This window comes from Mycoplasma sp. 06067-C1-B144P-99-0482-3 (assembly GCF_051053925.1).
Classification (GTDB): Bacteria; Bacillota_I; Bacilli_A; order Mycoplasmatales; family Mycoplasmataceae; genus Mycoplasma; species Mycoplasma leachii.
Genome location: NZ_CP144017.1, coordinates 1,147,006 through 1,170,184, shown reverse-complemented (window position 1 = coordinate 1,170,184; position 23,179 = coordinate 1,147,006). Strand labels below are relative to the sequence as shown.

Sequence of the window (23,179 nt, the reverse complement as noted above, 5' to 3'; positions counted from 1 at the left end):
ATTTATCTCCAAAGATATTATAAATTAAAGACTTGTTAAAAATGTGGAAAACGTGGACAAAATCCATATATTATAGTTATATTAACAGAATATAAAAAAAGGAAATCTTAATTATTTGCACTAATCTATAACTTATCAACTTATCAACAATTAACTAATATTTTTGTGAGTAATTTTTAGTTTTATATACATTTAATAGAGAAGCTAAAAATTAAGTTTATAAGTGTATTTTTAATACAAAATATTATATAATTAGGTGTGAATTATTTATTTTTTTGTAAAGGAGGTAAGTGGTATGAAAAGAACTTGACAACCATCAAAACTAAAACATGCACGTGTTCATGGTTTTAGAGCAAGAATGGCTACTAAAAATGGTAGAAAAGTAATTAAAGCTCGTAGAGCTAAAGGTAGAGTTAGATTATCTGCTTAATAGGATATGAAAAACAAAAGAATAATTAAGAAAAATTTTGAATTTCAAGAAATAATTAATTATAAAAAAACTATTAAAAATTTTTGTTTTGTTATTTACTATAAAGAAAATGATCAATCATATTTAAAATATGGTATTAGTGTTGGAAAAAAAATAGGTAATGCTGTAGTTAGAAATAAAGTAAAAAGACAAATTAGAATGATTTTAAGACAAAACATTTCTGAAGTTGGAACTGTTTCTAAAGATATCATTATTCTAGTTAGAAAAAGTGTTTTAGAACTAAAATATGCTACATTATCTAAATCATTAGTTAAGTTAATAAAAGAAATTAAATAAAGAAAGGAGGGATTATTTTGTACAAACAATCAGATAAAGTTATGAGTTATTTAAACGCTTCAAAAAACAAAAAAGCATCAAAAACTAAAAAAGAAATTTTTAAACTAATTATTAAATGATTAAAAGTTTTTGGATTTTTATTTATTTTAGTTTCAATGCTTTGAGGCTGTGTGCAGATGTATCAAGCTCAATATAGTGTTAATCAAATAGTTGATATGACAGGTAAAAGTGTTTATACACCAGGAGTTTCATTTGAAATTATTTTAAGCTCTTTAGGTGAACAAGGTTCTAAAGTTCATCACTTTGTTTATGATAAAGGTAGTTTTTTTGAATATGGTTATAATGCTATTACTTCTTGAAAAGAGACATTTAAATTAACTCAATCTCCATTCTATGGATTCTTTGTTTATCCAACAGCATGAATATTAGCTGGAATGATCAAACTATTTTCTGGAACACTAAATCCCTTATTAGATAAATCTTCTCAATTAAGTTATGGAATTTCAGCTATTTTTGCAATATTCTTAACAACTTTATTAATTAAAGGAATTACATTATCATTTGGTTGAAAATCACAAATTAACCAAGAAAAAATGCAAGATATTCAATTAAAGGTTGCAGATATTCAAGCTAAATATAAAGATAAAAAAGATATGCAATCTAAACAAAAACAACAATTAGAAATTCAAGCTTTATATAAAAAAGAAAATATGTCACAGTTTTCTGCATTAGCTGGTTCATTTGCTCCCCTTCCTTTCTTATTTGCAATTTATGCAATAGTTAGATCAACAAGAGCTTTGAAAATAGCAGCAGTTGGTCCAATTGCTTTAATCGAAGGACCATGACAACAAATTACAGCAGGAAACTATATTTATATTATTATTCTTGCAATTTACTTACCTTTACAAGCTATTTCAATGTTATTACCAACACTACTACAAATGAAAAAACAAAAATCAATTACTCTAACTGAAGCACAAAAAAAATCAAGAAAAAAACAATTGATTATGCAAGTTGTAATGATGTTTGTGTTTATTATCATTATTGTTTCAGTAGCAACAGGAGTATGTATTTATTGAATTTTTTCTTCAGTATTACAAATTATTCAAACTTATGCTTTTTATTTATATAATGAAAAGAAAAGAAAAGCTGGCAATCAAGAACGTCAAAGACGTTTGCGTCAAATGGAAAAAATGAATTTAAAATAATTTAAGAGAGTTGAAACTCTCTTTTTTTGTATTTTAAAGAATATAAATAAATTATGATAATATTGTAGGTATAAAAATATGACTAAATATTTATTTTCAGATTTTGATAATACTTTAAGAAATTCAAAAGTTAAAAATAGTTTAAAAATTGATCAAAAAGATTTAGATTTTGTCAATGAATTTCAAAAAAACAATAAGTTAATTATTTCAACAGGTAGACCTTATAAGCAACTAAAAGAACATTTGTTAAATGAATATAATTTAATACCTGATTATTTTATTGTGAACACTGGAGCTATGGTTTGTGATAATAAAGGAAAGGTTTTTTACAAAAAAACTATAGATAATCAAATAAAAATTCAATTATTAGATTTTTTAAAAACTATAGTTAATCAAATTGATGTAATAGTTTTTGCAACAAGTGAAAATGAATCCTTTTTATTTCATAAAAATTGATCTAAAGATGTAGAAAAATTCTTTTTTGGTCTTGAAAAATTGAATAAAACATTAGATTATTTATACGATAAAGATTTATTATGTTTAAAAATTGAATGTAGTCAAGAAACTTGAAATAAAATAGAATATTTTATTAACAAAAATAATTTAGAAGTTAATATTACTTTTAATAGTATTAATAATCGTTTATTTAATGAAATACATGCATTTAAAGTAAGTAAAGGACAAGCAATTAAAGGTTTGCAAGAAAAATTAAACATTTCTAGTGATGATATTATAGTCGCTGGTGATGATTATAATGATATTTCAATGTTTGAAATGTTTTATAAAAATTCTTATATGTGTAGACAAAAACATAATAAAAATATTAGAAATAAAGCAAAATATCTAATAAATAATATTTGAGAGATTAAGTACTAATGAAAACTAAAATAACTAAAGGCGGAACTAATGTTTCTTACCGTATAGATAATACCTTTTTACAAATTAAAAATTATAATGGGTTTAATCATCAAATTGATTATGATATTTTAAAAGACTTTGATTTTGTCCCTAAACTTATTAGTAATAATCAAAAAGAAATTGTTTGAGAATATGTTGATGGAAATGAACCTGTAGTTGATTTAAACAATATTAAAATAATTACTAATCAAATTAAACAATTACATAATTCTAATTTAAAGTTTCCAAAAAACAATTTAAAACAAAGAGTTCAACACTATAGACAAAAAATGATTGAACTTAATAGTGGTATTGAACTTTTAGATAAATATGCTAATTTAATTGATGATATTTTAGATAAAATGGATCACTTAACACCTTTACATAATGATTTATTTCCCTTTAATATGATTGAAACTAAAAATAAAATTTATTTTGTTGATTGAGAATATGCTACAATGGGTGATAAACATTTTGAATTAGCTTATTTAATTGAAACTTCTAATATGAATAGTGAATGTGAAAAAGTCTTTTTATATTTGTATAATGATTATGATTCTTACAAACTTTTATTAAATAAGATTTTTGTAAATTATATAGTTATTTTATGAATAAGAACACAAACATCAGCTCCTTACAACACAACTTTTTTTGAACAAAAAATAATAAATTATGTAACAAAACTAACTAATTAGTAAAATAAGTATTTAATATATTAAAAAGCAATATATTAAATAGAAAAGAAGTTAGTTATGAATAACCAATTTAAGTTTAGAAATAAAAAAATAAAGCCAGTAAGTATTTTAATTATGCTTTTTGTTGGCTTTTTGTTTTTAATATCTTTAATTGGCTTTATTTTTACTTCTTTTTATACAATCGATCTTAAATTGGCAATATTTTTTGAAAAAGGATTTAAGTATGAAATAGTTAAGTATTGATCTATATTTTATGATATTTTAGGAACTACTGAGTTAATAGTTTTTATATTATTTAATATAATGGTACTCATTGAAAGTTGATTTTTATTTAAAACTAAAAATAAAGAAGATAACTTTTGAAAGAAAAATAAATGGTTATTAAAACTAATCTATATAACAGTTTATATTATGTTTGTAGTGATTAAATGTATTACTACTTATTTTAAATTTAATGCCGATAACGGATTTGGGCATGGTGGAGATGCTATTTATCTATTGAGTAGTAAATATAGAAATATTTGTTTAATAGTTAGTTTAGTTATTCATTGTGTAGGTTTATTTGTTGGATTTTATATAATCCATTATAAGTTTAAAAATGATCCTAGTTATTTAGTAAAACAATATTGATTACAAGCTGTAAAGATTTTATTTATTCTTTTAGTTTCTTATACTATTATAGTTTTATTAAAAGGAATGACTTCTAGACCTTATTATTACAATATTATTTATGATGATTTATTAGAACAACTTAGATTAGATAATCATAATGATTGAGTTGATCATTATTTAAATCAATCTACTTTTAAACATGGATTTAATATTGGTGATAATAAATATGCTAATAATATACCTGGTGAATGACCTTGATATAAAATTAACGGAAGTTTATTTAAACCAGATAAAAATTCAGTACAGTTTAAACACTGGTTTGATTGAGCATTTCCATCAGGCCATGTAGCTGCTACTTTAATTATTGGATGCACATTCTTTTATTTTTTAACAAATAATCAGAAGTTAACACTAATTAAAATTATTTTATTAAGTTTATATTTTTTACATTTAATATCAATGAGTTTTGCAATTGTTGTTAATAGAGGTCATTGAATAAGTGATATTACATTTACTTATTTATGATTATTAGTATTTGAATAAATTACTTTATAGATTATTTCTATCATTAAAACAAAACTATTATTATTTAGTTTTGTAAAGTAATATGAAAATTACTACAAATAGAAAAAAAATCTCGGGGGAGGGAGAGTGCCGAGATTTTAATATTATTCTGATTGTTTAGGAGAAGAATTTTTCACTGAAAACTTGAATTCTAATAAATTAGAAGATTTAGGTCCATATGCAGTACCTGTATTATTGTTATAATTTACATTTAACCCTTGTATATTTTTTGTTTCTGTTTTTAATTTCTTAGCTAAGGCTTCCTTAATTTTTAATTGAGAAGTAACTGTTGTACCGTTCTTATTTTCTGACTCTATTTCTCCTAAGTCATAAATTGTAGTAAATTTAAAATCCAGTTTTTTACTAAATTTAAGAATTACAACAGACCCAGCCTTTTTCTCATAATCAACTTCTAAACTTTGTAGTTCAGATTCCTTAACTTTTAATTTCCCAACTAATTCTTTTTTAATTTTGGATTGTTCAACAATATTATTTTCATTTGGTTCAAAATTACCTAAAAGCTTGCCATTAACTTCTGAAAATTTATGTTCTATATCTTCTTCTTTCTTTTCTTCCTTTTTAGACTCTTCTTTTTTAGTTTCTTCAGTCTTTTCTTTTTCTTCTTCTTTCTTTTCTTCAGTAGGTTTAGTATCTGGAGTTTTTTTTGAAGTTTTATCACCACAAGCAATTACTGCAGCACTTGTTGTAGCAATCATACCTACTGATCCTAATATTGTTAATAATTTTTTCATATAATGTCCTTTACAATTGGTTGTTTATCTTTTGATAAGACACATTATATATATATATATATATATATATATATAATGTCAATATATTTTTGAAACAGGTGCTGTTTAGAACATTATGATAAATAATTATTAAATACATATTTTTTTTAATTAAAACTAGCAATCCCCCCGCTACGATAAACACGGACTAAAAATTTTCAATATTATAACAGGATTGTTTTCTGAATTGTACAGGGGGACAATCTTTTTAATTTTTCTTTTATTCTTATGTTATTGAATCAATAAATATATTTGTGTATTGATCTAATTAATTCTTGTATTGAATTGTATTTTTCACCATAATAAATTTCTTGTTTTAACAGACCAAAAAAATTTTCTATTATAGCATTATCTAAACAATTACCTTTTCTAGACATACTTTGAATTATGTTATTTTCTTCTAGTATTTTAATTCAGCTAATATGTTGATAATGAAATCCTTGATCAGAATGAATTATCAAACCATTAGTATTTTTAACTTTTCTAAGTGCTTTTCTCAACATAGAATTAGTTAAGTTTAAATTAGGACTTGTCTGAATTGAATATGAGACAATTTCACCATTATAAAGATCAATGATTGGTGATAAATATAGCTTTTGACCATTAACCCTAAACTCTGTTACATCAGTACATCAAACTCAAATCCAACAAAGAATATCAGAAGTGTCTGATTCAATTAAAAAAGAAAATATAGAGTTAGAAACAATTACAAAAGAACTTGACTCAAAAGTAAAAAAAATAGATGACTTAAAACAAGAAAATAAGCATCCAGAAGAAAACGTCCAAGTTTTAAAAAGTAATATTGAATCTTCTAGAGTAAAAATTGATGAATTAGAAAAAATAAAATCTAATAAACAAGAACTTTCTAAATTAGAAAAAGAGAAAAAGAATTAAAATCACTTGAATATAATAAAAACTATAGTCTATTAGAAAAACAAAAATTAGAAAATGATCAAAAAATAGACAAATTACACCAAGAGCAAACTTTGTTAAAAAATAAACAACAAGAACTTGAGGAAAAACTTCAAAAACTTGAAATAAAGCAATCAGATTTAAGAACGAAATTATTAGAAAAAACTAAGACAAAAGAAAACTTGACTGGTAAAGTTGCTCATCTTAATGCTGAAAATAAAAAAATAGAACAATTAATTAAAAAAATTCAAAGTAAAAAAGAAGAATTAGAAAAGCAAGTTGAGCTTATCGAAAAACCAGCACTAACAGCCACAGAAAAATCAAACATTATTCTTGATAGTATTAATGTTTCTTTATAAAAGGTTCAAAATATCAGTAGTTTAATGTATGATTGAAATAAGTCAACTAGAATTACAGAAAAGAAAAGAATTACTAGACAAATTACAAATAGTGATTTCCCTAAACTAGCTGAACACTATGAATCAATTTCAAATAATCTAAAAGACCTTGAAAAATTTGATAAAGAACTAGAAAAAATGATCCAAGAATTTAACAAAAAATTTGATGATAAATTCTTTGAAATTGATAACTAAATATTGTTTTAAAAAGACTGAAAATATCAGTCTTTTTTTGTTGTTTACTTTGTTATTTTAACTATCTTTTTAAAACACAATTATTGTAAAAATTTTTTCTTTTTAAGAAAAGAATAATACGAGCTCTGCAAAAAAAGGAACTGTAAAAAGGTCTAGAATTCATTCCTTTTATAAAAGTAACAACAGTTAATAAAAAAAGACCTATAATTAAAATTTTAATAGACTTACTAAAATATTTATTAATTAAAATATCAAATCTTTTTGCTAATTTAAAATGTATTGTATAAAAAAAACAAACTTAAGATAATAATTTGATAAATAAGAATAAGTGTAGTTAATACTTGTCGATAAATTATAGTATCTTGAAATACTAAATCGCCATATTTTCCAAATCCATTATCAAAGTTATAAACTTTATAAACATAAAAAATAGCTGTTGATATGGTTATAAGTAAAATTAATATATAAATTATTTTTACTAAATAGTAATGTTTAACAAAAAACATGCTTTTATTTTGTTTTTTATAAGCAAAAAAGCATTCAATAGCTATCATAAATAATGCAAGATAATAAAAAAGCACTTGAGTATCTCCGATTAATTCTGTTCCTCTTGCCCATCATTTACCTAATTCATAATCTGTTATTTTTTCAAAAAATTGAGAAAACTTAAAATCATTTTTATAAGGTGTTGAAAATATTAAAGTTATTAATCCTAATATAAATAAAATTCCAATACAAACATAAATAGAGTAAGAAGAATGACACTTTGAATTTTTTAGATCAAAAACAATTTGTTTATTTTCTTTGTTTGTTGGTACTAACATAATTCTTAACTTAATTTCTACTTGTATAATATCATTTCATAATTAGTAGATTTAAATATTTAGTTTCTTAATTCTTTACAAAAAAATTTCTAATAAAAAACTCATTTATTTGAACAAATGAGTTTGAATGAAATATATAAAAATCAAATTTTTTATTATATTTTAAGAATTGTGACTTGTGTTTATTGTTATATTATTTAAAAATGGCTACTTATTTTTTCCCAAATAAAGGTTTATATTCCCTTTTTATGTGTATACTAAAGTGATTATATGATTTTACATTTTTTACATTTCATTTAGAAATATCTTTATTAAAACTTAGTGCATTTTGAAACATACGGTCCATATCAGTTACATTATCAACTTTTCAATTTTTTATATCTTGATTAAATAATTTTGTGTCACTAAACATACTTCTCATAGTTTTAACATTTGAAACATTTCAATTAGTTATATTTTGATTAAAATCATGAGCACCATTAAACATACTATCCATATTAACTACTTTTGATACATCTCAATCTAAAGGCTTATTAAATTTTTTAGCCTGATAAAACATATAACGCATATCAGTTACTAGATTATTTTTTAGTTTGAAGATATTGCTATTAAATTCAGAAGCACCAAAAAACATATAATCTAGTTCTTCTATATTTTTTAGATTTCAATTTGAAAGTGACTTATTAAATTTTTCAGCTCGATAAAACATATTTTTCATGTTTTTAACATTACTTACATTTCAACTTGAAATATCTTGATTAAATAATTTTGTGTCACTAAACATACTTCTCATAGTTTTTACACTCCCTGTTTTTCAGTTTGATAAATCACTATTGAATTTAGTTGCACCATCAAACATATAGTTCATATTAGTTACATTTTCTGTATTTCAATTGGATAAAACCTGATTAAATTCTTTAGCTTGTTGAAACATTGAAGACATACTTACTATATTAGATGTGTTCCATTTATCAAGATTTTCAATTTTATCAGAATTATTTTTTAAAAAAGCACGCTCTAGACTAATAATTTCTTCTGGTAGTTTTTCAGGAACTTTTTTAACAGTTGGAGCAAACCTAGAAATTTTTCCCTTTTCATCATAACCAATTACTAAAACCTCAGTTTTATTATCATTATATTTTGTTTCAACTTTTTTAACTTTATCTAGTTTTTTAATTTCTATGCTTAGTTCACCTTTTATAATTTTAGAATCGTCTTTAGATTTAATATTAATTCTCCCATTATGTAATAAATTAGCTTTCTTAAATACTAAAAAATCAAAATCATTTTCAGTTAATTTATCTAGCCCTTTTATTTTTAGTAATGCTTGTAAAACATCTTGTTTTTGTCACTCATTTTTTGGTTCAATTTTATCTTTAAAATTTGAAATATCAATTTTACTTACTTGCTCTTTTTTTTGTTGATTGTTATCAGGTTTATTGTTATCAGGTTTATTGTTATCAGGTTTATTGTTATCAGGTTTATTGTTATCAGGTTTATTGTTATTAGAATTTGAAGTTTTACATGAAACAACAACTAATGGAAGTGGTGTAGCAGAAAATAAAACTCCAAGTTTTGCTAGTAGACTGATATGTATATTTTTCATTATTCCCACCCGGACTTCGTTTTATAAAATAAATAAATTTTTTCCGTTTTTTATTATATAAAATTAAATTCTAAAATCATAAAAATATCAAAAAATTAAAAAATTAGGATACAAAAAACCTAATTTATAGTTTATTTTATAGCAAAATATTAAAATTGATCAATACATTTAAGTGATAAGTTGGATTATTAAACAAAATGGTACCAGACCAATTATAAGACCACAGATCTGTGGTCTTATAATTGAACAGGAGGTCTAATGTTTGTTATCCAAGAAAATAAAAAGTTTAATGAAAAAAAGAAACTTATAATAGATACTTTTGAAAAAGAGCCTAACAGAAAGTTGTTATCAATCGCTATACAGTTTCAAAAATCACTTTCTACTGTAAAAAAATATAAAAGTGAATATATTAAATGAAAGAACAAGGAAGCAGAGCTAATTCTTTCACATAAAAACACTAATAATAAAAATGCTCAAAAATATAGTGATGAGATAATACATAATTTAGGTGAAAAATACCAAGAACAAGTAAAAATAACTGGTGGAGATGTAAATAATGCTAGTTGTTCTTATTTAACTTTAGAAAACTATCACAGCACTCTTATGTCAACTAACACTAAAAATAAAATTTCTTATTCAACTTTAAATAGGAGACTAATACAACAAGGTTATGCAAGCCCTTATTGCAAACGTAAAACCAAAAAAGAAGTTAAAAAAATAAGAAGACAACAAGAAGAAGGAAAATTAATTAGGTATAGCAATGAGCTAGTTTTTTATGTGCCTAAAAACGTAGAAAAACACAGACTAGCAGTAGCAAACAATTATAAATTTGGACAGGTAATAGAAGTAGATGGATGTACTCATTATTATTTTCAAAATAACACAATAGCAACATGTGTTATGGCTGTTGATGTTGGAACTAATCAAATACTTGATATGTGTTTTGAAGAATACGAAGAATCTTTAAATTCTTATCAAAAAATTTTTGAAACAATATTTAAAACTTATGGCTATCCTCAAAGAATTATTACTGATAATAGAGCTAATTTTAAAAAAGATGAAAGAAATAACGCTAGAACGCGTTTAGAGCTTGAAAATAGGGGTATAGAGGTGATTTCTTCATCTAATGCTAATGCAAAACCACATGTTGAAAGAATGTGAGATACAGTCCAAAAAAATGCACCTTTCTTCTTTAAACAAAATGATATAAAAACAATTGAACAAGCAAATCAAATAAAACACAAATTAATAGATTTTGTTAATAGTAAATGTAAAAAAAGAAAAAGAGATAATGCATTTAGACAACTAGGTGAAAATGAAGTTGAAAAATTCTTTGACCTACCTATACCTAGAAAATTTGCAAATGGTGTAGCAGAGTATAAAACTAAAATTTATGCTCCATACGATGAATTTGGTAAACGTTTTAGATTTTATAAAAAAGAAAATATTCAACTTGTAATTGGTTCAGATGAACAACTTTACTTTAGAACAGATACTAAACGCTATATTGCAAAGCCATTAGAAATTGGTTCAACTGATTGAGTTGAAGTTGATTTTGTTAGAAGAAAACAATTAGATGAAAGTAGAAAAGAAGATTTAAAAATACTAACAATGATAAACCAAACAAGAAGAATTCATAGTGGATTAGACAAAACACTCTTATACATAAAAAAATACCCCAATGGATTACCTAGTGAGTTAGTTGACGAGATCTCAGGAATCGTATTGAGGGTTAAAAGTGATTGTTCAAGGTTTTCCCATGAACTCAAAGATAAATTAGGCTTGTTAGAATAGATCTATTATTCTCTAATTTCTTTGATAATATAATTATAACTTATAGTACCATTTTGTATAATAACCCACGAAATTGATCAATACATTTAAGTGATAAAAATAATATAATTCTAGTCAGTAAAACCTTTGCAATATTCTAAATCAACCTCAACATCATAATCTAATTTAATAGCATCATCATAATTAGCTTTTACACAAATTTCAGTAGCAACACCAACTATTTTTAAAGTGTCTATGTTTTTTGATTTTAAATACTCATCTAATCCATTTGAGTTATTAGCATCATCAAAAAAACCGCTATAGCTTTCAATATCTTTATTAACACCTTTTTCAATAATTAAATCAACATCACTATGATCAAAATAAAGTTCACTACCTTTAGTATTTTGTACACAATGTTTATTTCAAATTTTAAAAGAACAATGATCAATTGGATGAAAATCTTTAGTTGCAATAATTGTTCAGCCTTGAGATTTTAATTCTTTTGCTAATTTTTCAATTTTAGGTTTTAATGTATAGGCATTCTTTACATATAAACTACCATTAGGATCACAAAAATCATATTGATAATCTACAATAATTAATGCTTTATTTTTATTTTGTGATTTCATAAATTTATTCTCTCTTAGAATTAATAATTTAAGTTCTGATTATATAATTTAAATAGATTAAATTATTATTTATAAATAATGTTAATATAAAAAATATTTAGTTTAGAATTATTTTAATAAGAAAATTACTTTTTTTTCTTATTTTAATTTATGCAAAAATAGAGAATTTTTATTTTTATATTTAATAATTTTAATTCAATTTTTATAAGAAAGGCTAGTATGAAAATTGTAATTATAGGTGGAGCAGCTAGTGGAATGACAGTTGCAAGTAGACTAAAAAAAGCTAATAAAAAAGCTCAAATAATTGTTATTCAAAAAGAAAAATACGTTTCACTAGGAGCTTGTGGTTTACCTTATTTTGTAGCTAATCCATCTTTAAAATCAACTGATTTATTAGCAAGAACTGTAGAACAATTCATAGAACAAGACATTTTAGTTTATAGTGAATCAGTTGTTAAAAAAATTGATGCTGAAAATCAAAAAGTTTGATATGAAAAAAATGATCAATTACTAGAGTTAGACTATGATAAATTAGTAATCTCAACAGGAGCAAAGCCTATAGTTCCACCAATTAAAGGAATTGATTTACCAAATATTTTTACTTTAACAAGATTAGAAGATGCAACTGAATTAAAAGAAAAACTAAAAGATAAAAATATTAAAAAAGTAGCAGTAATTGGTTCAGGATTTATTGGTTTAGAGTGTTGTGAAATGTTAGAACACTTTAATAAAGAAATAGTTTTAATTGAAAAAACTAGTAGATTAAATCAAAGAGTGTTTGATCAAGAAATCACTGATTTATTAGAGCAAAACTTAATCAAAAACAATGTTGAAATTATTAAAGAAAATGGGTTAAAATCAATAACTCAAACTAAAGATAAAAGATTAAGTTTAACTTTAGATCAAAATGAAGAAATTGAAGTTGATTTAATAATTTTAGCTATTGGATTTAGACCAGCAACTGAGTTTTTAAAAGATACAAAATTAGAAATGCTAGGTAATGGAGCTATTGTTGTTGATAAACATGGACGAACAAATTTAAAAAATATATGATCTTGTGGTGATTGTGCTACTGTTTATCATAAAATTACTAACCAAATTACTTATACTCCACTAGCAACAGTTGCTAGAAAATTTGCTAAAGTTGTAGCTGATGATATTTTAAATGTTAATAGTGAATTTGTTGGAACTTTACAAACTGCGATTTTAAAAGTATTTGAATCAGAATTGGTTTCTACTGGAATTAATGAAACTCTAGCTAAAGAATTAGGATATGATATAAAAACTATTTTTATTAAAGATGCTGATCATCCATCATATTATCCAAACCCAACGCCGCTTGCTTTAAAACTAATTTTAAATAAAAAAACAAATACATTAATTGGTGCTCAAATGTATGGATCTAATTTATCTGTATTAAGAATTAATTTCTTAATTTCATTAATTTGAAATCAAATTGAAATTAATCAGGAATTAACTCAAGTTGATTTACCATATTCACCACCATTTTCTAGAGTTGTAGATATTATTCACATTGCTTTAGAAAAACTTATTAAAAATTAATAGGAGAAATACATAAAAAATGCAAGATAAGACTAATGTTTTATTAGATAAATTCTTAGCAATTGGAAGTTGACAAGCGGCTATTGCTATTATTATATTTATCGGAATTCAAATTGGTTTATGGTTTACATTTAAAAAATTTAAATTTAAATTCATTTATAGAGTTTTAATTGGATTAGCAATTGGTTTAATATTTGGAATTATTATTCAAGCTATTTATAAATTTCCACAAAATGGATTAGTAAATAAGAATTTACCAACAGAAATTAAAAATAATGGTGAAAAAATAGAAAAAACCAACCCTGATTTTAGATTATGAGTATATCAACTAGATATATGAATATCTTTAGCAAAAAATATTTTTATTAACGGTATTTTATTATTAACAGCTCCAGTTGTATTTATTGCAATTTTTAGAGTTACATCAAAAAAAGGTAATAAAAATGTTGGACGTATTTCATTAAAAGGTGTGAGTTTATTATTATTAAATACTGCATTTGCATTTGTAATTACTTTTTGATTAGGATATTTAATAAAAGTTGGTTCAGGATCAGGTTTATCTTTAGATCATTCGATTGTAAAAAATGCACCAAAAGAAACTCAACCTTTACCTAAAATAGTTTGAGAGTATTTACCAAATAATTTTATTCAACCATGACTTGGATCAATGGTAATTCCATTAATGGTAATTGCAGGATTAATCGGAAATTCTGTAAAAATTTTGTTTAAGAAAAAACCTGTTGAAATGGATGCGATTAGAAAAGGAATGGATGTTGCTTGAAGCATTGTGATCTCAATATTAATGACATTTATGAAAATAATGCCTTTAGCAGTTATGTCAATGATTGCTTCATCAGTTATTTCTAAACCAATTGGAGCACTAGCAACAATTGGAAAAGTTTTAGGATTAGGATATTTAGGATTAACTATTTCATTAATATTCTTAACACTATTATTATTTATAAATAAAATTAATGTTATTGCTTGATGAAAACTTTCATTTAAAATTTTAATTCAAGGATTTGCAACACAATCTTCAAACGCCACTTTACCAATGAGTATCCAAACATTAAAAGATGAAGTTAAAATTGATGATTCAGTAGTTTCAACAATAGCTCCGTTATCGACAACAATGGGATTAATGGGATGTGCTGGAGTTCAATCTGGTGTTATTACTAGTTTATTATGAACTGGAGCAACTAATGCTAGTTTTCACAGTATGGGATTATTTACATTCTTTATTTTAGCTTTTTTTATCACTTTAATTGCTTCTTTAGGAATTAGTGGGATTCCAGGAACTGCAACTGTTCTTACCTCAGGTGTTTTATCTGGCTTAGGTTTAAGTGTATGATTTGCACCAGTTTATGCAATAGTTGGCTCATTAGATGGACTATTTGATATGGGAAGAACTGGAGTTAATGTTACTTCAGGAGCTGTTGTTACTACAGTTGTTGCAAAATCAGAAGGTTTGATTGGTGAAGATTCAACAATTTTATCCAAACAACAATTAGAAAAACAAAAAATAATAAAGGAAAAGAAATCAAAAAAAGAAATGCAGGAAACTCAAAAGGTGGAAGCTAAAAAAAGTTAAATTAGTTCAACATTAAAAGTTGAACTTTTTTATTTTTATTTAGTAAAGTTATAATAAATTATGCAATAATATATAAATGCTTAAAATTCTAATTGTAGATATAATATTAATAAATAGACTAAAAGGTGATTGGTATGAAAAGTAATTATGATGTAATTGTTGTTGGTGGAGGTCATGCAGGAGTTGAAGCAGCTTTAGCTAGCGCTAGACTAAATAAAAAAACGGCTTTAATTAATTTGTATGAAGATAAAATTGCAACAATGCCGTGTAATCCTAGTGTTGGTGGTCCTGCTAAGGGAATAGTAGTTAGAGAAATTGATGCACTTGGTGGAGAAATGGGGAAAGCTGCTGATGCCACTGCTTTACAAACTAAATTACTTAATTCTTCAAGAGGACCTGGTGTATGGGCATTAAGAGTACAATCAGATAAGGAAGAATATTCTAAATATATGAGAAATGTAATTAAAAAACAAGAAAACTTAGATTTAATTACAAAAGCATGTACTGGTTTAGTTTATGATGATAGTAAAAATGTTACAGGAATATATTTAGACGATCAAATTACTCTAAATGCTAAAATGGTAATTATTACAACAGGAACATATTTAAAATCAGAAATTTTAAAAGGCGTTGATAGATACGAGTCCGGACCTAACAATGAAAAAACAACTAAAGGAATAAGCAAATCATTAATTGATTTAGGAATTAAATTAATGAGATTCAAGACCGGAACTCCAGCTAGAGTTTATAGAGATTCAGTTGATCTAAGTAGAGCTACTATTGAACCAGGAACTGATATGAAACTAGCTTTTAGTTTTTCAACAAACACATATACTCCAATAGAACAACAACAACTTTGTTATTTAATTCATTCAACTTTAGAGACTAAAAAAATAATTCAAGATAATTTAGAAAAATCTGCAATGTATTCAGGAACTGTGGAATCAATTGGACCAAGATATTGTCCTAGTTTTGAAGATAAAGTTGTTAGATTTAAAGAAAAAGATACCCATCAAATTTTTATTGAACCTGAAACTTTAAATGGAGACACTTGATATGTTCAAGGATTTTCAACTTCAATGCCTATCGAAGTTCAAGAATTGATGCTAAAGTCACTTCCTGGATTTGAGAATGTTAGAGTAAAACATTGAGCTTATGCAATTGAATATGATTGTATAGATCCAATGCAATTATCTCCTAGTTTAGAATTAAAAGATGTTAAAAATTTATTTACTGCTGGACAAATTAATGGAACTAGTGGATATGAAGAAGCTGCCGGACAAGGGTTAATAGCTGGTATTAATGCTTCTAGAAAAATAGATGGATTAGACCCAATTATTTTAAGAAGAGATGAAGCTTATATTGGTGTTATGATCGATGATTTAATCAATAAAGGTGTTTGAGAACCTTATAGATTATTAACAAGTAGAGCAGAACATAGGTTGTTATTAAGAAATGATAATGCTGAGACTAGATTAAAACAATATGGAAAAGAAATAGGACTAATTAGCGATACTGAATGAGAACAATATTTAAGTTATGTTAAAGAAATTGAGCAAGCTATCAAAGAACTAAAAGAAATCAGATTTACACCAAAATCTCAACTAGCAATCAATTTAAAAAACAAAAAACAAGCTGATTTATCTCATGGATATAGTGGTTATGAGATTATTAAGATTCCAACAGTTGATATTAATGAGTTAATTGAATTTATTCCAAGTTTACAAAGACTAAAAACTAATCAATTGCAGTCAATAGTTATTGAAATTAGATTTGAAGGTTATGTTAAAAAAGAACGTCAATTAGTTGATAAATTGGTTAAACTAGAACGTAAAAAAATTCCTTTAGATATTAACTATTCTAAAGTTGATAATCTAGCAACAGAAGCTAAAGATAAATTAGAAAAAATTAGACCCTTAAATATTGGACAAGCTTCAAGAATCACTGGAGTAAATCCCGCTGATATTCAAATGTTATTATTTTATTTGAAAAAACAATATCCTTTAGAAAGTATCGATGATTAAGAATTGCTATAGCAATTCTTTTTTTATGACATAAAAAAGAATTAATTTTTAGCATTTCTATAGGGTTGAGACTGCCATAGGTTTTTGAAAAAACAATATACTTTGTAAAAGACAAATAATCTAATATTATTTAGCAGAAAATTAATAAAATTGAAGTAAAAAGGAGTCGTAAAAAATAAATCTGTCCTACTTTCAAGAGTCGTCTAACTTGTTTGAAACCAACATCTATGGTGAAATTATCAAAATGCTTAATCAATACAAAAAAACCAAATATCAGGAAAAACTGATATTTGGTATGAAGTAATAATTGCTAAAAAATAAACAAATAATGGATAAAATATTGATATAACTAATTTTTTATAAAAATTTTAATTAATCAAGTAAAGGTTCAATAATACTTCTTAAATCGTCAATAGTTGTCTTCAAAATTTTTTTAAATTTGTTTCTTGATAGATCAAGTTTTATACATATCTCTTTGTTAGAGTAATTATTTAAATACATTTCAAATACTTGTTTTGCCAATTTTTCATTTGAATTTTTAAAATATGTGTCTACTATTTCTTGTATTGGCATACCATTATTTTGATAATTTTCATCTTTTATATTTTCAATAATTTCTCTTTTAATACTAGAAGTAGAAACACTCATATTTAAAATCTTATGTCTATTATTCATATATTTAGTACATACATCAGTACACTTTCAACTAACAGCATCAATAACAGATCAAACAAACTTTTTTCTAATTTTTTTAACCTGATAAACTTTTAAAAGATTATCAAATGCTATTCATGCATAGCTTAGCAAATCAGAATGTTCTAAGGGTAATGAGTGAAATTTAGACATTACTTTTTTTATAGCAAAATTAATAGGGGGTAATAACAGAACAAATAAATTTGTCTTTTCTTCTAAACTTAGTTTAGATAAATCTTTATTTAGGAAATGTTTAATAGGTTCCATATTAACTCCTGATGAAAAATGAATATTATATTTTAATATTGTCTAAAATGATTTTTTAAGTAGTTATTAAAGAAATAAAGCTATTTTGAATTAAATTCAAACTAACAAAAGCGAAATCTAAATTATTATTATAATTATGTATTTTGTTTACAATTAATTGAGTTAATTTACTTAAGAGATAATGTAATGGCCTTTTGTAAATCACGTATTGTATTTTTTATGATTATATTAAATTTATTTTTTGATATATCAAGTGTTGCACATATTTCTTTTTGTGAAAAAATATTTTCATACATTTCAAATACTTGTTTTGCCAATTTTTCATTTGAATTTTTAAAATATGTGTCTACTATTTCTTGTATTGTTAAATTATTTTCGCTATTTAGTATAGTGCTTTTATTTGTTTTTTTATAACTAAGACTACAAGTTGCAATACTAAAATTTAGATTTTTATAATAGTTTTTAATATTTTTTACACAAACCTCTATACACTTTGATTTAATAGCTTCTAAAACTTTTAATAACAATTCTCCATTAAACTTTTTTGCTTTACTTTTGTTTAATATTTCTTGAAAAGTTAATCAAGTATAAAATAATAAATCTTGATATTCTAATGGCAATGGATGAAATTCTAGAATTGCTTTTTTTATAGAAGCATTAATTGGATCTAATAGTTCTGAAAATAATTTAGTTCTTTGTTCTAAACTAAGTTCAGATAAGTATTTATTTAAGTATTTGTTCAACTCGTTCTCCTTTCCAAATTTTCTAATTTCTTTTTATAATAAATTTCTAAAATATGCAATAGTTTTTTTAATTTTTTTTTAAAAATAAATAAATTTGGAAAATTTATAATAACTTTTAAGAAATTTGTAGCAAAAATTATCAAATGAATTAGTGCACATAGATAATTTCATTTTTTTTATTTCTATTAGCTTATAAGTTCAAAACTTAACAAATCTAATTTTTTAAAACCTAAAAAAGTCATTAAACAAAGTTTGTTACGCACACTAACTAAGCAAAGTCTATATAAAGTCATAGTTTTACACAATTAATTTGTGATACTAACAATTTCTTTAATAAAAGTTAATGTGAAGTTAGTTTTAACACTAAAAAATAATTAATTTTAAAATCAATTAATATTAAATTCTTTTTATTCTTTATTCTTTTATATTCATTCCCTTCTGTTTTCACTATTGTTTTAGAATTTTTTTTAAAAGAATGACCAAAAAATAGCAAAAAAATAAAAAATCAGCATAAATATGCTGATTTATAAAAGATAAAGTATAAATTATTTTTTTTTAAAAAAACAATAAAAATTTATAAAAACAGATATAACATAATATATTAAATTGGTTATATTAATTATAATCAAACTGATCTAAATTTAGTTAGACTAAATATTTTTATAGCTTTAAATATCTTTTAGGCTTCAACTATTTGTAAATGTCCTTTAGAAATATCTACTTTTTTTCAAAATCCTAATATTAATGTCATTACAAGTGTTCCTATTAAAATAGCAAGTATAAATAAAGCTATACCCATACTTTTAGCAACACTATGTTGAGTAAATAATTCTGAATTTAATAAAGGAAATACAAATATTCCTCCATGTGGAGCTGGTAAAGTAATTTTAAATGCACCAACCAATAAACCTGTAACAAATCCACCACTTAAAGCTGAAACTGAGATATGTTTTGGATCAGTTACCATAAATGGAATAGCTCCTTCACTTATAAAAAATGACCCCATTAATCAATTTGCTTTTGCTGCGTCTCTTTCTTTTGAAGTTCAAACTTTTTTAAAAAAAACTGTACATAAAGCAATACCTAGAGGTGGAATCATTCCTCCAGCCATTGAAGCAGCCATAATATTTGTAAATATAGCTTCTTTTCCAAATGATCCTGCTACTGAAGCTGTTCCTAAAACATAAGCAATCTTATTAATAGGACCACCCATATCAACACACATCATTAACCCTATAATAGCTCCTAAAATAATTAGTAAATTATTTTTAGCCATATAAGTTAATCCCAATTGAATTCCATATAATAAATAACCAAGTGGTATATTTAACACAAACATAGTTAAAGAAATTACTAATAAAGATAAAATTGGAATAAACACTATGTCTCTTACACCATGAAATGGTTTTTTAAATTTTTGCATTCCTACAGTTAGACCAAAAACAATAAAAGCAGCTAAATAACCACCAACCATAGCACCAATAAATCCTGAATTAGTTGGTAAGTGTTCTGGTAAAATTCTTTTTCATAACCCAGATCAAGATCCTATAGTTCCATATGCAAAACTACCTGTGTTATCTGCTAATAATCCAGCTACAACACCAGGCATTAATCCTTGTGGTCCTACAATTGCATAAGCAATATAACCACCAAGTATTGGAACCATCATCATCATTGCAGTTTTTCCAGCTGCTGCAAATCAACCAGAAACTTTGTTAACTGTTCCAAAATCACCTTTAGCATTACCATTACCAGTAATAAAGTCTAATAAAAAAGCAATTCCTAAAATAATTCCACCAGCTACAACAAAAGGAAGCATTCTAGAAACCCCACCTAACAAATTACCCTTAAAGTCTTTAAATTTTTTTAAACTTAATTCCCCAATAGTTGAATCATCAGCTTTAATATTTTTAATTTCTTTTAATTTAGAATGTTTATCAAAGTTAGAGATCAATTCTTTTCCATTGTAAATTGCATCTTTTGTGCTTGTGTCAATAACTTTACAATTATTAAATCTAGACATTCCTTCAATTGCTTTATCATGAGCTAAAATAATTACTTTAGCATTTTTAATATCTTGTTCAGTTAACTTATTTTCAATTCCTCTTCTTCCTTGTGTTTCAATCTTAATGCTTAGATTTAAACTTTTTGCATATTCAGTTAACTTATCACTAGCTAAATATGTATGAGCAATTCCTGTAGGACAAGCAGTTATTCCAACAACATCAAAAAATTCATTTTTATTAATTTGTTTTTCTTTTAATTCTTTTTTATCATCAAAAATTTCTACTAGTTCTATAAAACTTTCAATTTCTTTTAAATTTATTAAAACACTAGAATCTAAGAATTTAGATGAAAGACCTGCAATTGCATCCATATGATCATTGCCATTTTGATCATTTGTTACTATCATAAAAACTAGATCAACTAATTGGTTATCATTATTATTTCATTTTATTGGAGTTTTTAAACTCATAAAGCAAACTGTTGGTTTTAGTACTGCTTCATTTAATGCATGTGGAATAGCAATACCATCACCAATAGCAGTTGATTCTAATTTTTCTCTTGTTTTAATTGTATTTAAAACCGCAGTTTTATTACTAATAATTTTTTGTTCTAATAATTTTGAAACTAAAAAGTCAATTATTTGTGTTTTTGTTTTAAATTCTTGTTTAAAAAAAGAAGTATTTTGATTAAATAAATCTTTTATTTGCATAACTACCCTTCTATTTTTTTAACTTTAATTTCTTTTAAGTGTTTATTAATTTCTTTTTTTGTTGCTAGTCATTTACTAAAAGCAGTACTTGACCCGCAGCTAGCAGCATATTTTAAAGTTTTTATAATATCTAATTGTTGATTTAATCCGTGAACAAATCCAGCTAACATTGAATCACCAGCTCCAGTTGAATTAACTAGTTTTCCTTTACCAACCCCTATTTTATAAATATCATTGTTTTCTGAAAAATAATAGCTTCCTTTATTTGCCATACTTAATAAAATATTTCTAGCACCTAAATTTTGTAGTTGCTTTATTTTTTTACAAATTTCATCAAATTCATAACTAATAGGTTCATTAAAAACTAAAAATAATTCACTAATGTTTGGTTTAATTAAAAAAGGTTTTGCTCTTAGACCTTCTAAAAGATATTTTTTAGAGGTATCTAAAATAAATAAAGCTTGTTTTTTATTAATAAGATCACCTATAATTTGATAAACATTATCATTAAATGATTTATTAACACTTCCACTAGCTATAACAATATCATTTTCTTTTAAATTATCTTTAAGATATTTTAATAACTTATTTAGATAACTTGATTTAAGATCACAACCAATACCATTCAGCTCTATTTCATCAAAAGTATTTAAATTTTTAATTTTAAAATTAGTTCTAGTTATACCATTGTATAAAAAGAAATGATTTTTTAAATCCAATTTTAAAAATTTATCTAAAAATTGATTGGCATTATTTTTACCTAAAAAACCTGTACTTATAACATCATTTTTTAAATTATTTAAAATAATTGCTACATTAATTCCCTTACCACCAATTAATGAATAACTATTTGTATAATAATTAGTGTTATTAAAATCTATTTCATTAGTTTCAATTACACAGTCAATAGCAGGGTTTAAAGTAATTGTATAAATCATTAATCTTCAATTAGCTCTAATTCTAAATTTGTAGCAAATTTATAAAATGATTTAGAATGTTTTTTAGATTGATCAATTAACCCATAGCTTTTATTTGAGTTCTTAATTACTTGAATTTTTAATTGAGCATGATCATCACTAGTTGTATAAATATTGTTCTGATCATCAACTGCATTAATGCCAATAAAACTTAAATCAAAAGCATAGTTTTTCAAATCATTAACTGCTTGATAACCTAAAATAGAACTAGTAATAACTTGATATTTTCCACCTAATAAATAAATATTTTGATGATTATTTTTACTTAATTCTTGAACATTTAAAATTGAATTAGTAACAATTTTTAAATCCAAATTAGGATCTAAAATTTTTGCTAAATAATAAGTTGTTGAACCTGAATCTAAAAAAATACAAGTTTTAGGTTTTATTTTTTTAAGAGCTTTAATAGCAATTTGTTGTTTAGCTTGAATATTTAAATTAATTTTATTATCTAAATAATCTTCAACAATTAAATTACTTTTATTAAGTTGTACTCCTCCATGTGTTCTAATAACTTTATGTCTTTGTTCTAGTTCTTTAAGATCTCTTCTTAAAGTAGTTAAGGGAATATTTAAATCAGTTGATAGAAACTCTAAAGAAAGCAATTCATTTATTTCTAATTTTTTTAAAATCTCTTTGTATCTTTGTTCTTTAATCATATGAATCCCTCAAGTTTATTATAACCGTTAATTTTTTAGTATAAACCAAAAAAATCCAAATTACACCAAAAAA

The 23,179-nt window shown here is 24.1% G+C and carries 22 protein-coding genes and 1 pseudogene; 13 read left to right on the top strand and 10 right to left on the bottom strand.

The window, feature by feature from the left end:
* Positions 1–295 precede the first annotated feature (295 nt).
* The 6 genes from rpmH to V2P32_RS05130 all read left to right on the top strand — a co-directional run bounded on the left by rpmH (position 296) and on the right by V2P32_RS05130 (position 4,721).
* Complete coding sequence (gene rpmH, locus V2P32_RS05155; RefSeq protein WP_011387696.1) at positions 296–430, top strand: 50S ribosomal protein L34; 135 nt, start codon at positions 296–298, stop codon at positions 428–430.
* 6 nt (positions 431–436) lie between these two features.
* On the top strand, positions 437–766 hold the full coding sequence (gene rnpA / locus V2P32_RS05150; protein WP_013448155.1) for a ribonuclease P protein component: 330 nt from the start codon (positions 437–439) through the stop codon (positions 764–766).
* Between the two features lie 17 nt (positions 767–783).
* Positions 784–1,974, top strand: coding sequence for a membrane protein insertase YidC (yidC, locus tag V2P32_RS05145; protein ID WP_434343591.1), 1,191 nt, complete (start codon positions 784–786; stop codon positions 1,972–1,974).
* A gap of 78 nt (positions 1,975–2,052) precedes the next feature.
* A complete protein-coding gene (locus V2P32_RS05140; protein ID WP_434343590.1) occupies positions 2,053–2,850 on the top strand; it encodes a Cof-type HAD-IIB family hydrolase in 798 nt (265 codons plus the stop codon).
* Positions 2,850–3,566 carry a phosphotransferase gene (locus V2P32_RS05135; protein WP_434343589.1) on the top strand — a complete coding sequence of 239 codons (717 nt, stop codon included), beginning with the start codon at positions 2,850–2,852 and terminating at the stop codon, positions 3,564–3,566. The genes V2P32_RS05140 and V2P32_RS05135 overlap by 1 nt, the downstream gene beginning before the upstream one ends.
* Before the next feature lie 57 nt (positions 3,567–3,623).
* Positions 3,624–4,721 carry a phosphatase PAP2 family protein gene (locus V2P32_RS05130; protein WP_434343588.1) on the top strand — a complete coding sequence of 366 codons (1,098 nt, stop codon included), beginning with the start codon at positions 3,624–3,626 and terminating at the stop codon, positions 4,719–4,721.
* A gap of 125 nt (positions 4,722–4,846) precedes the next feature.
* On the opposite strand, the gene V2P32_RS05125 is transcribed toward V2P32_RS05130, so the two are convergent.
* Together V2P32_RS05125 and V2P32_RS05120 are read right to left on the bottom strand one after the other, a co-directional pair.
* A complete protein-coding gene (locus V2P32_RS05125; protein WP_434343587.1) occupies positions 4,847–5,494 on the bottom strand; it encodes a lipoprotein in 648 nt (215 codons plus the stop codon).
* A 187-nt stretch (positions 5,495–5,681) separates the two neighbouring features.
* Positions 5,682–6,171 (bottom strand): annotated as a pseudogene (locus tag V2P32_RS05120) (IS3 family transposase); the annotation flags it as partial.
* On the opposite strand from V2P32_RS05120, the gene V2P32_RS05115 reads away from it, so the two are divergent.
* From V2P32_RS05115 to V2P32_RS05105, 3 genes are all read left to right on the top strand, one after another.
* Positions 6,107–6,427, top strand: coding sequence for a hypothetical protein (locus V2P32_RS05115; RefSeq protein WP_434343586.1), 321 nt, complete (start codon positions 6,107–6,109; stop codon positions 6,425–6,427). The pseudogene V2P32_RS05120 and the gene V2P32_RS05115 sit on opposite strands and share 65 nt — an antisense overlap.
* Positions 6,428–6,519: 92 nt before the next feature.
* On the top strand, positions 6,520–6,804 hold the full coding sequence (locus V2P32_RS05110) for a hypothetical protein (protein ID WP_434343585.1): 285 nt from the start codon (positions 6,520–6,522) through the stop codon (positions 6,802–6,804).
* Positions 6,805–6,828: 24 nt separating this feature from the next.
* Positions 6,829–7,038: a hypothetical protein gene (locus V2P32_RS05105; protein WP_434343584.1), complete on the top strand. Its 210-nt coding sequence runs from the start codon at positions 6,829–6,831 to the stop codon at positions 7,036–7,038.
* 269 nt (positions 7,039–7,307) lie between these two features.
* Here V2P32_RS05105 and V2P32_RS05100 read toward each other — a convergent pair whose 3' ends face one another.
* A complete protein-coding gene (locus tag V2P32_RS05100; RefSeq protein ID WP_434343583.1) occupies positions 7,308–7,862 on the bottom strand; it encodes a hypothetical protein in 555 nt (184 codons plus the stop codon).
* A gap of 211 nt (positions 7,863–8,073) precedes the next feature.
* On the bottom strand, positions 8,074–9,468 hold the full coding sequence (locus tag V2P32_RS05095; RefSeq protein WP_434343582.1) for a BspA family leucine-rich repeat surface protein: 1,395 nt from the start codon (positions 9,466–9,468) through the stop codon (positions 8,074–8,076).
* A gap of 258 nt (positions 9,469–9,726) precedes the next feature.
* Between V2P32_RS05095 and V2P32_RS05090 the strand changes: the two genes are divergently transcribed.
* Positions 9,727–11,262, top strand: a complete 1,536-nt coding sequence (locus V2P32_RS05090) for a hypothetical protein (protein WP_434343581.1) — start codon at positions 9,727–9,729, stop codon at positions 11,260–11,262.
* Positions 11,263–11,372: 110 nt separating this feature from the next.
* On the opposite strand, the gene V2P32_RS05085 is transcribed toward V2P32_RS05090, so the two are convergent.
* Entirely contained in the window at positions 11,373–11,873 is a 501-nt protein-coding gene (locus V2P32_RS05085; protein ID WP_434343580.1) for an isochorismatase family protein, read from the bottom strand.
* 219 nt (positions 11,874–12,092) lie between these two features.
* Here V2P32_RS05085 and V2P32_RS05080 point away from each other — a divergent pair, with 219 nt between their 5' ends.
* From V2P32_RS05080 to mnmG, 3 genes are all read left to right on the top strand, one after another.
* A complete protein-coding gene (locus V2P32_RS05080; RefSeq protein WP_434343579.1) occupies positions 12,093–13,436 on the top strand; it encodes a CoA-disulfide reductase in 1,344 nt (447 codons plus the stop codon).
* A gap of 19 nt (positions 13,437–13,455) precedes the next feature.
* Positions 13,456–15,027, top strand: a complete 1,572-nt coding sequence (locus tag V2P32_RS05075) for a dicarboxylate/amino acid:cation symporter (protein WP_434343578.1) — start codon at positions 13,456–13,458, stop codon at positions 15,025–15,027.
* A gap of 134 nt (positions 15,028–15,161) precedes the next feature.
* Complete coding sequence (gene mnmG / locus V2P32_RS05070; RefSeq protein ID WP_434343577.1) at positions 15,162–17,051, top strand: tRNA uridine-5-carboxymethylaminomethyl(34) synthesis enzyme MnmG; 1,890 nt, start codon at positions 15,162–15,164, stop codon at positions 17,049–17,051.
* A gap of 372 nt (positions 17,052–17,423) precedes the next feature.
* Here the strand turns inward: mnmG and V2P32_RS05065 are convergent, their stop codons facing one another.
* From V2P32_RS05065 to V2P32_RS05045, 5 genes are all read right to left on the bottom strand, one after another.
* Positions 17,424–18,011: a sigma-70 family RNA polymerase sigma factor gene (locus tag V2P32_RS05065; RefSeq protein ID WP_107669852.1), complete on the bottom strand. Its 588-nt coding sequence runs from the start codon at positions 18,009–18,011 to the stop codon at positions 17,424–17,426.
* Positions 18,012–18,178: 167 nt separating this feature from the next.
* Complete coding sequence (locus V2P32_RS05060; RefSeq protein WP_434343576.1) at positions 18,179–18,754, bottom strand: hypothetical protein; 576 nt, start codon at positions 18,752–18,754, stop codon at positions 18,179–18,181.
* 679 nt (positions 18,755–19,433) lie between these two features.
* The gene (locus tag V2P32_RS05055) at positions 19,434–21,470 is read right to left on the bottom strand and encodes a PTS fructose transporter subunit IIABC (protein ID WP_434343575.1); all 2,037 of its coding nucleotides are present in this window, start codon (positions 21,468–21,470) and stop codon (positions 19,434–19,436) included.
* 2 nt (positions 21,471–21,472) lie between these two features.
* On the bottom strand, positions 21,473–22,408 hold the full coding sequence (locus V2P32_RS05050; RefSeq protein ID WP_434343574.1) for a 1-phosphofructokinase: 936 nt from the start codon (positions 22,406–22,408) through the stop codon (positions 21,473–21,475).
* The gene (locus V2P32_RS05045; protein WP_434343573.1) at positions 22,408–23,106 is read right to left on the bottom strand and encodes a DeoR/GlpR family DNA-binding transcription regulator; all 699 of its coding nucleotides are present in this window, start codon (positions 23,104–23,106) and stop codon (positions 22,408–22,410) included. Before V2P32_RS05045 ends, V2P32_RS05050 begins: the two co-directional genes overlap by 1 nt.
* Positions 23,107–23,179 lie beyond the last annotated feature (73 nt).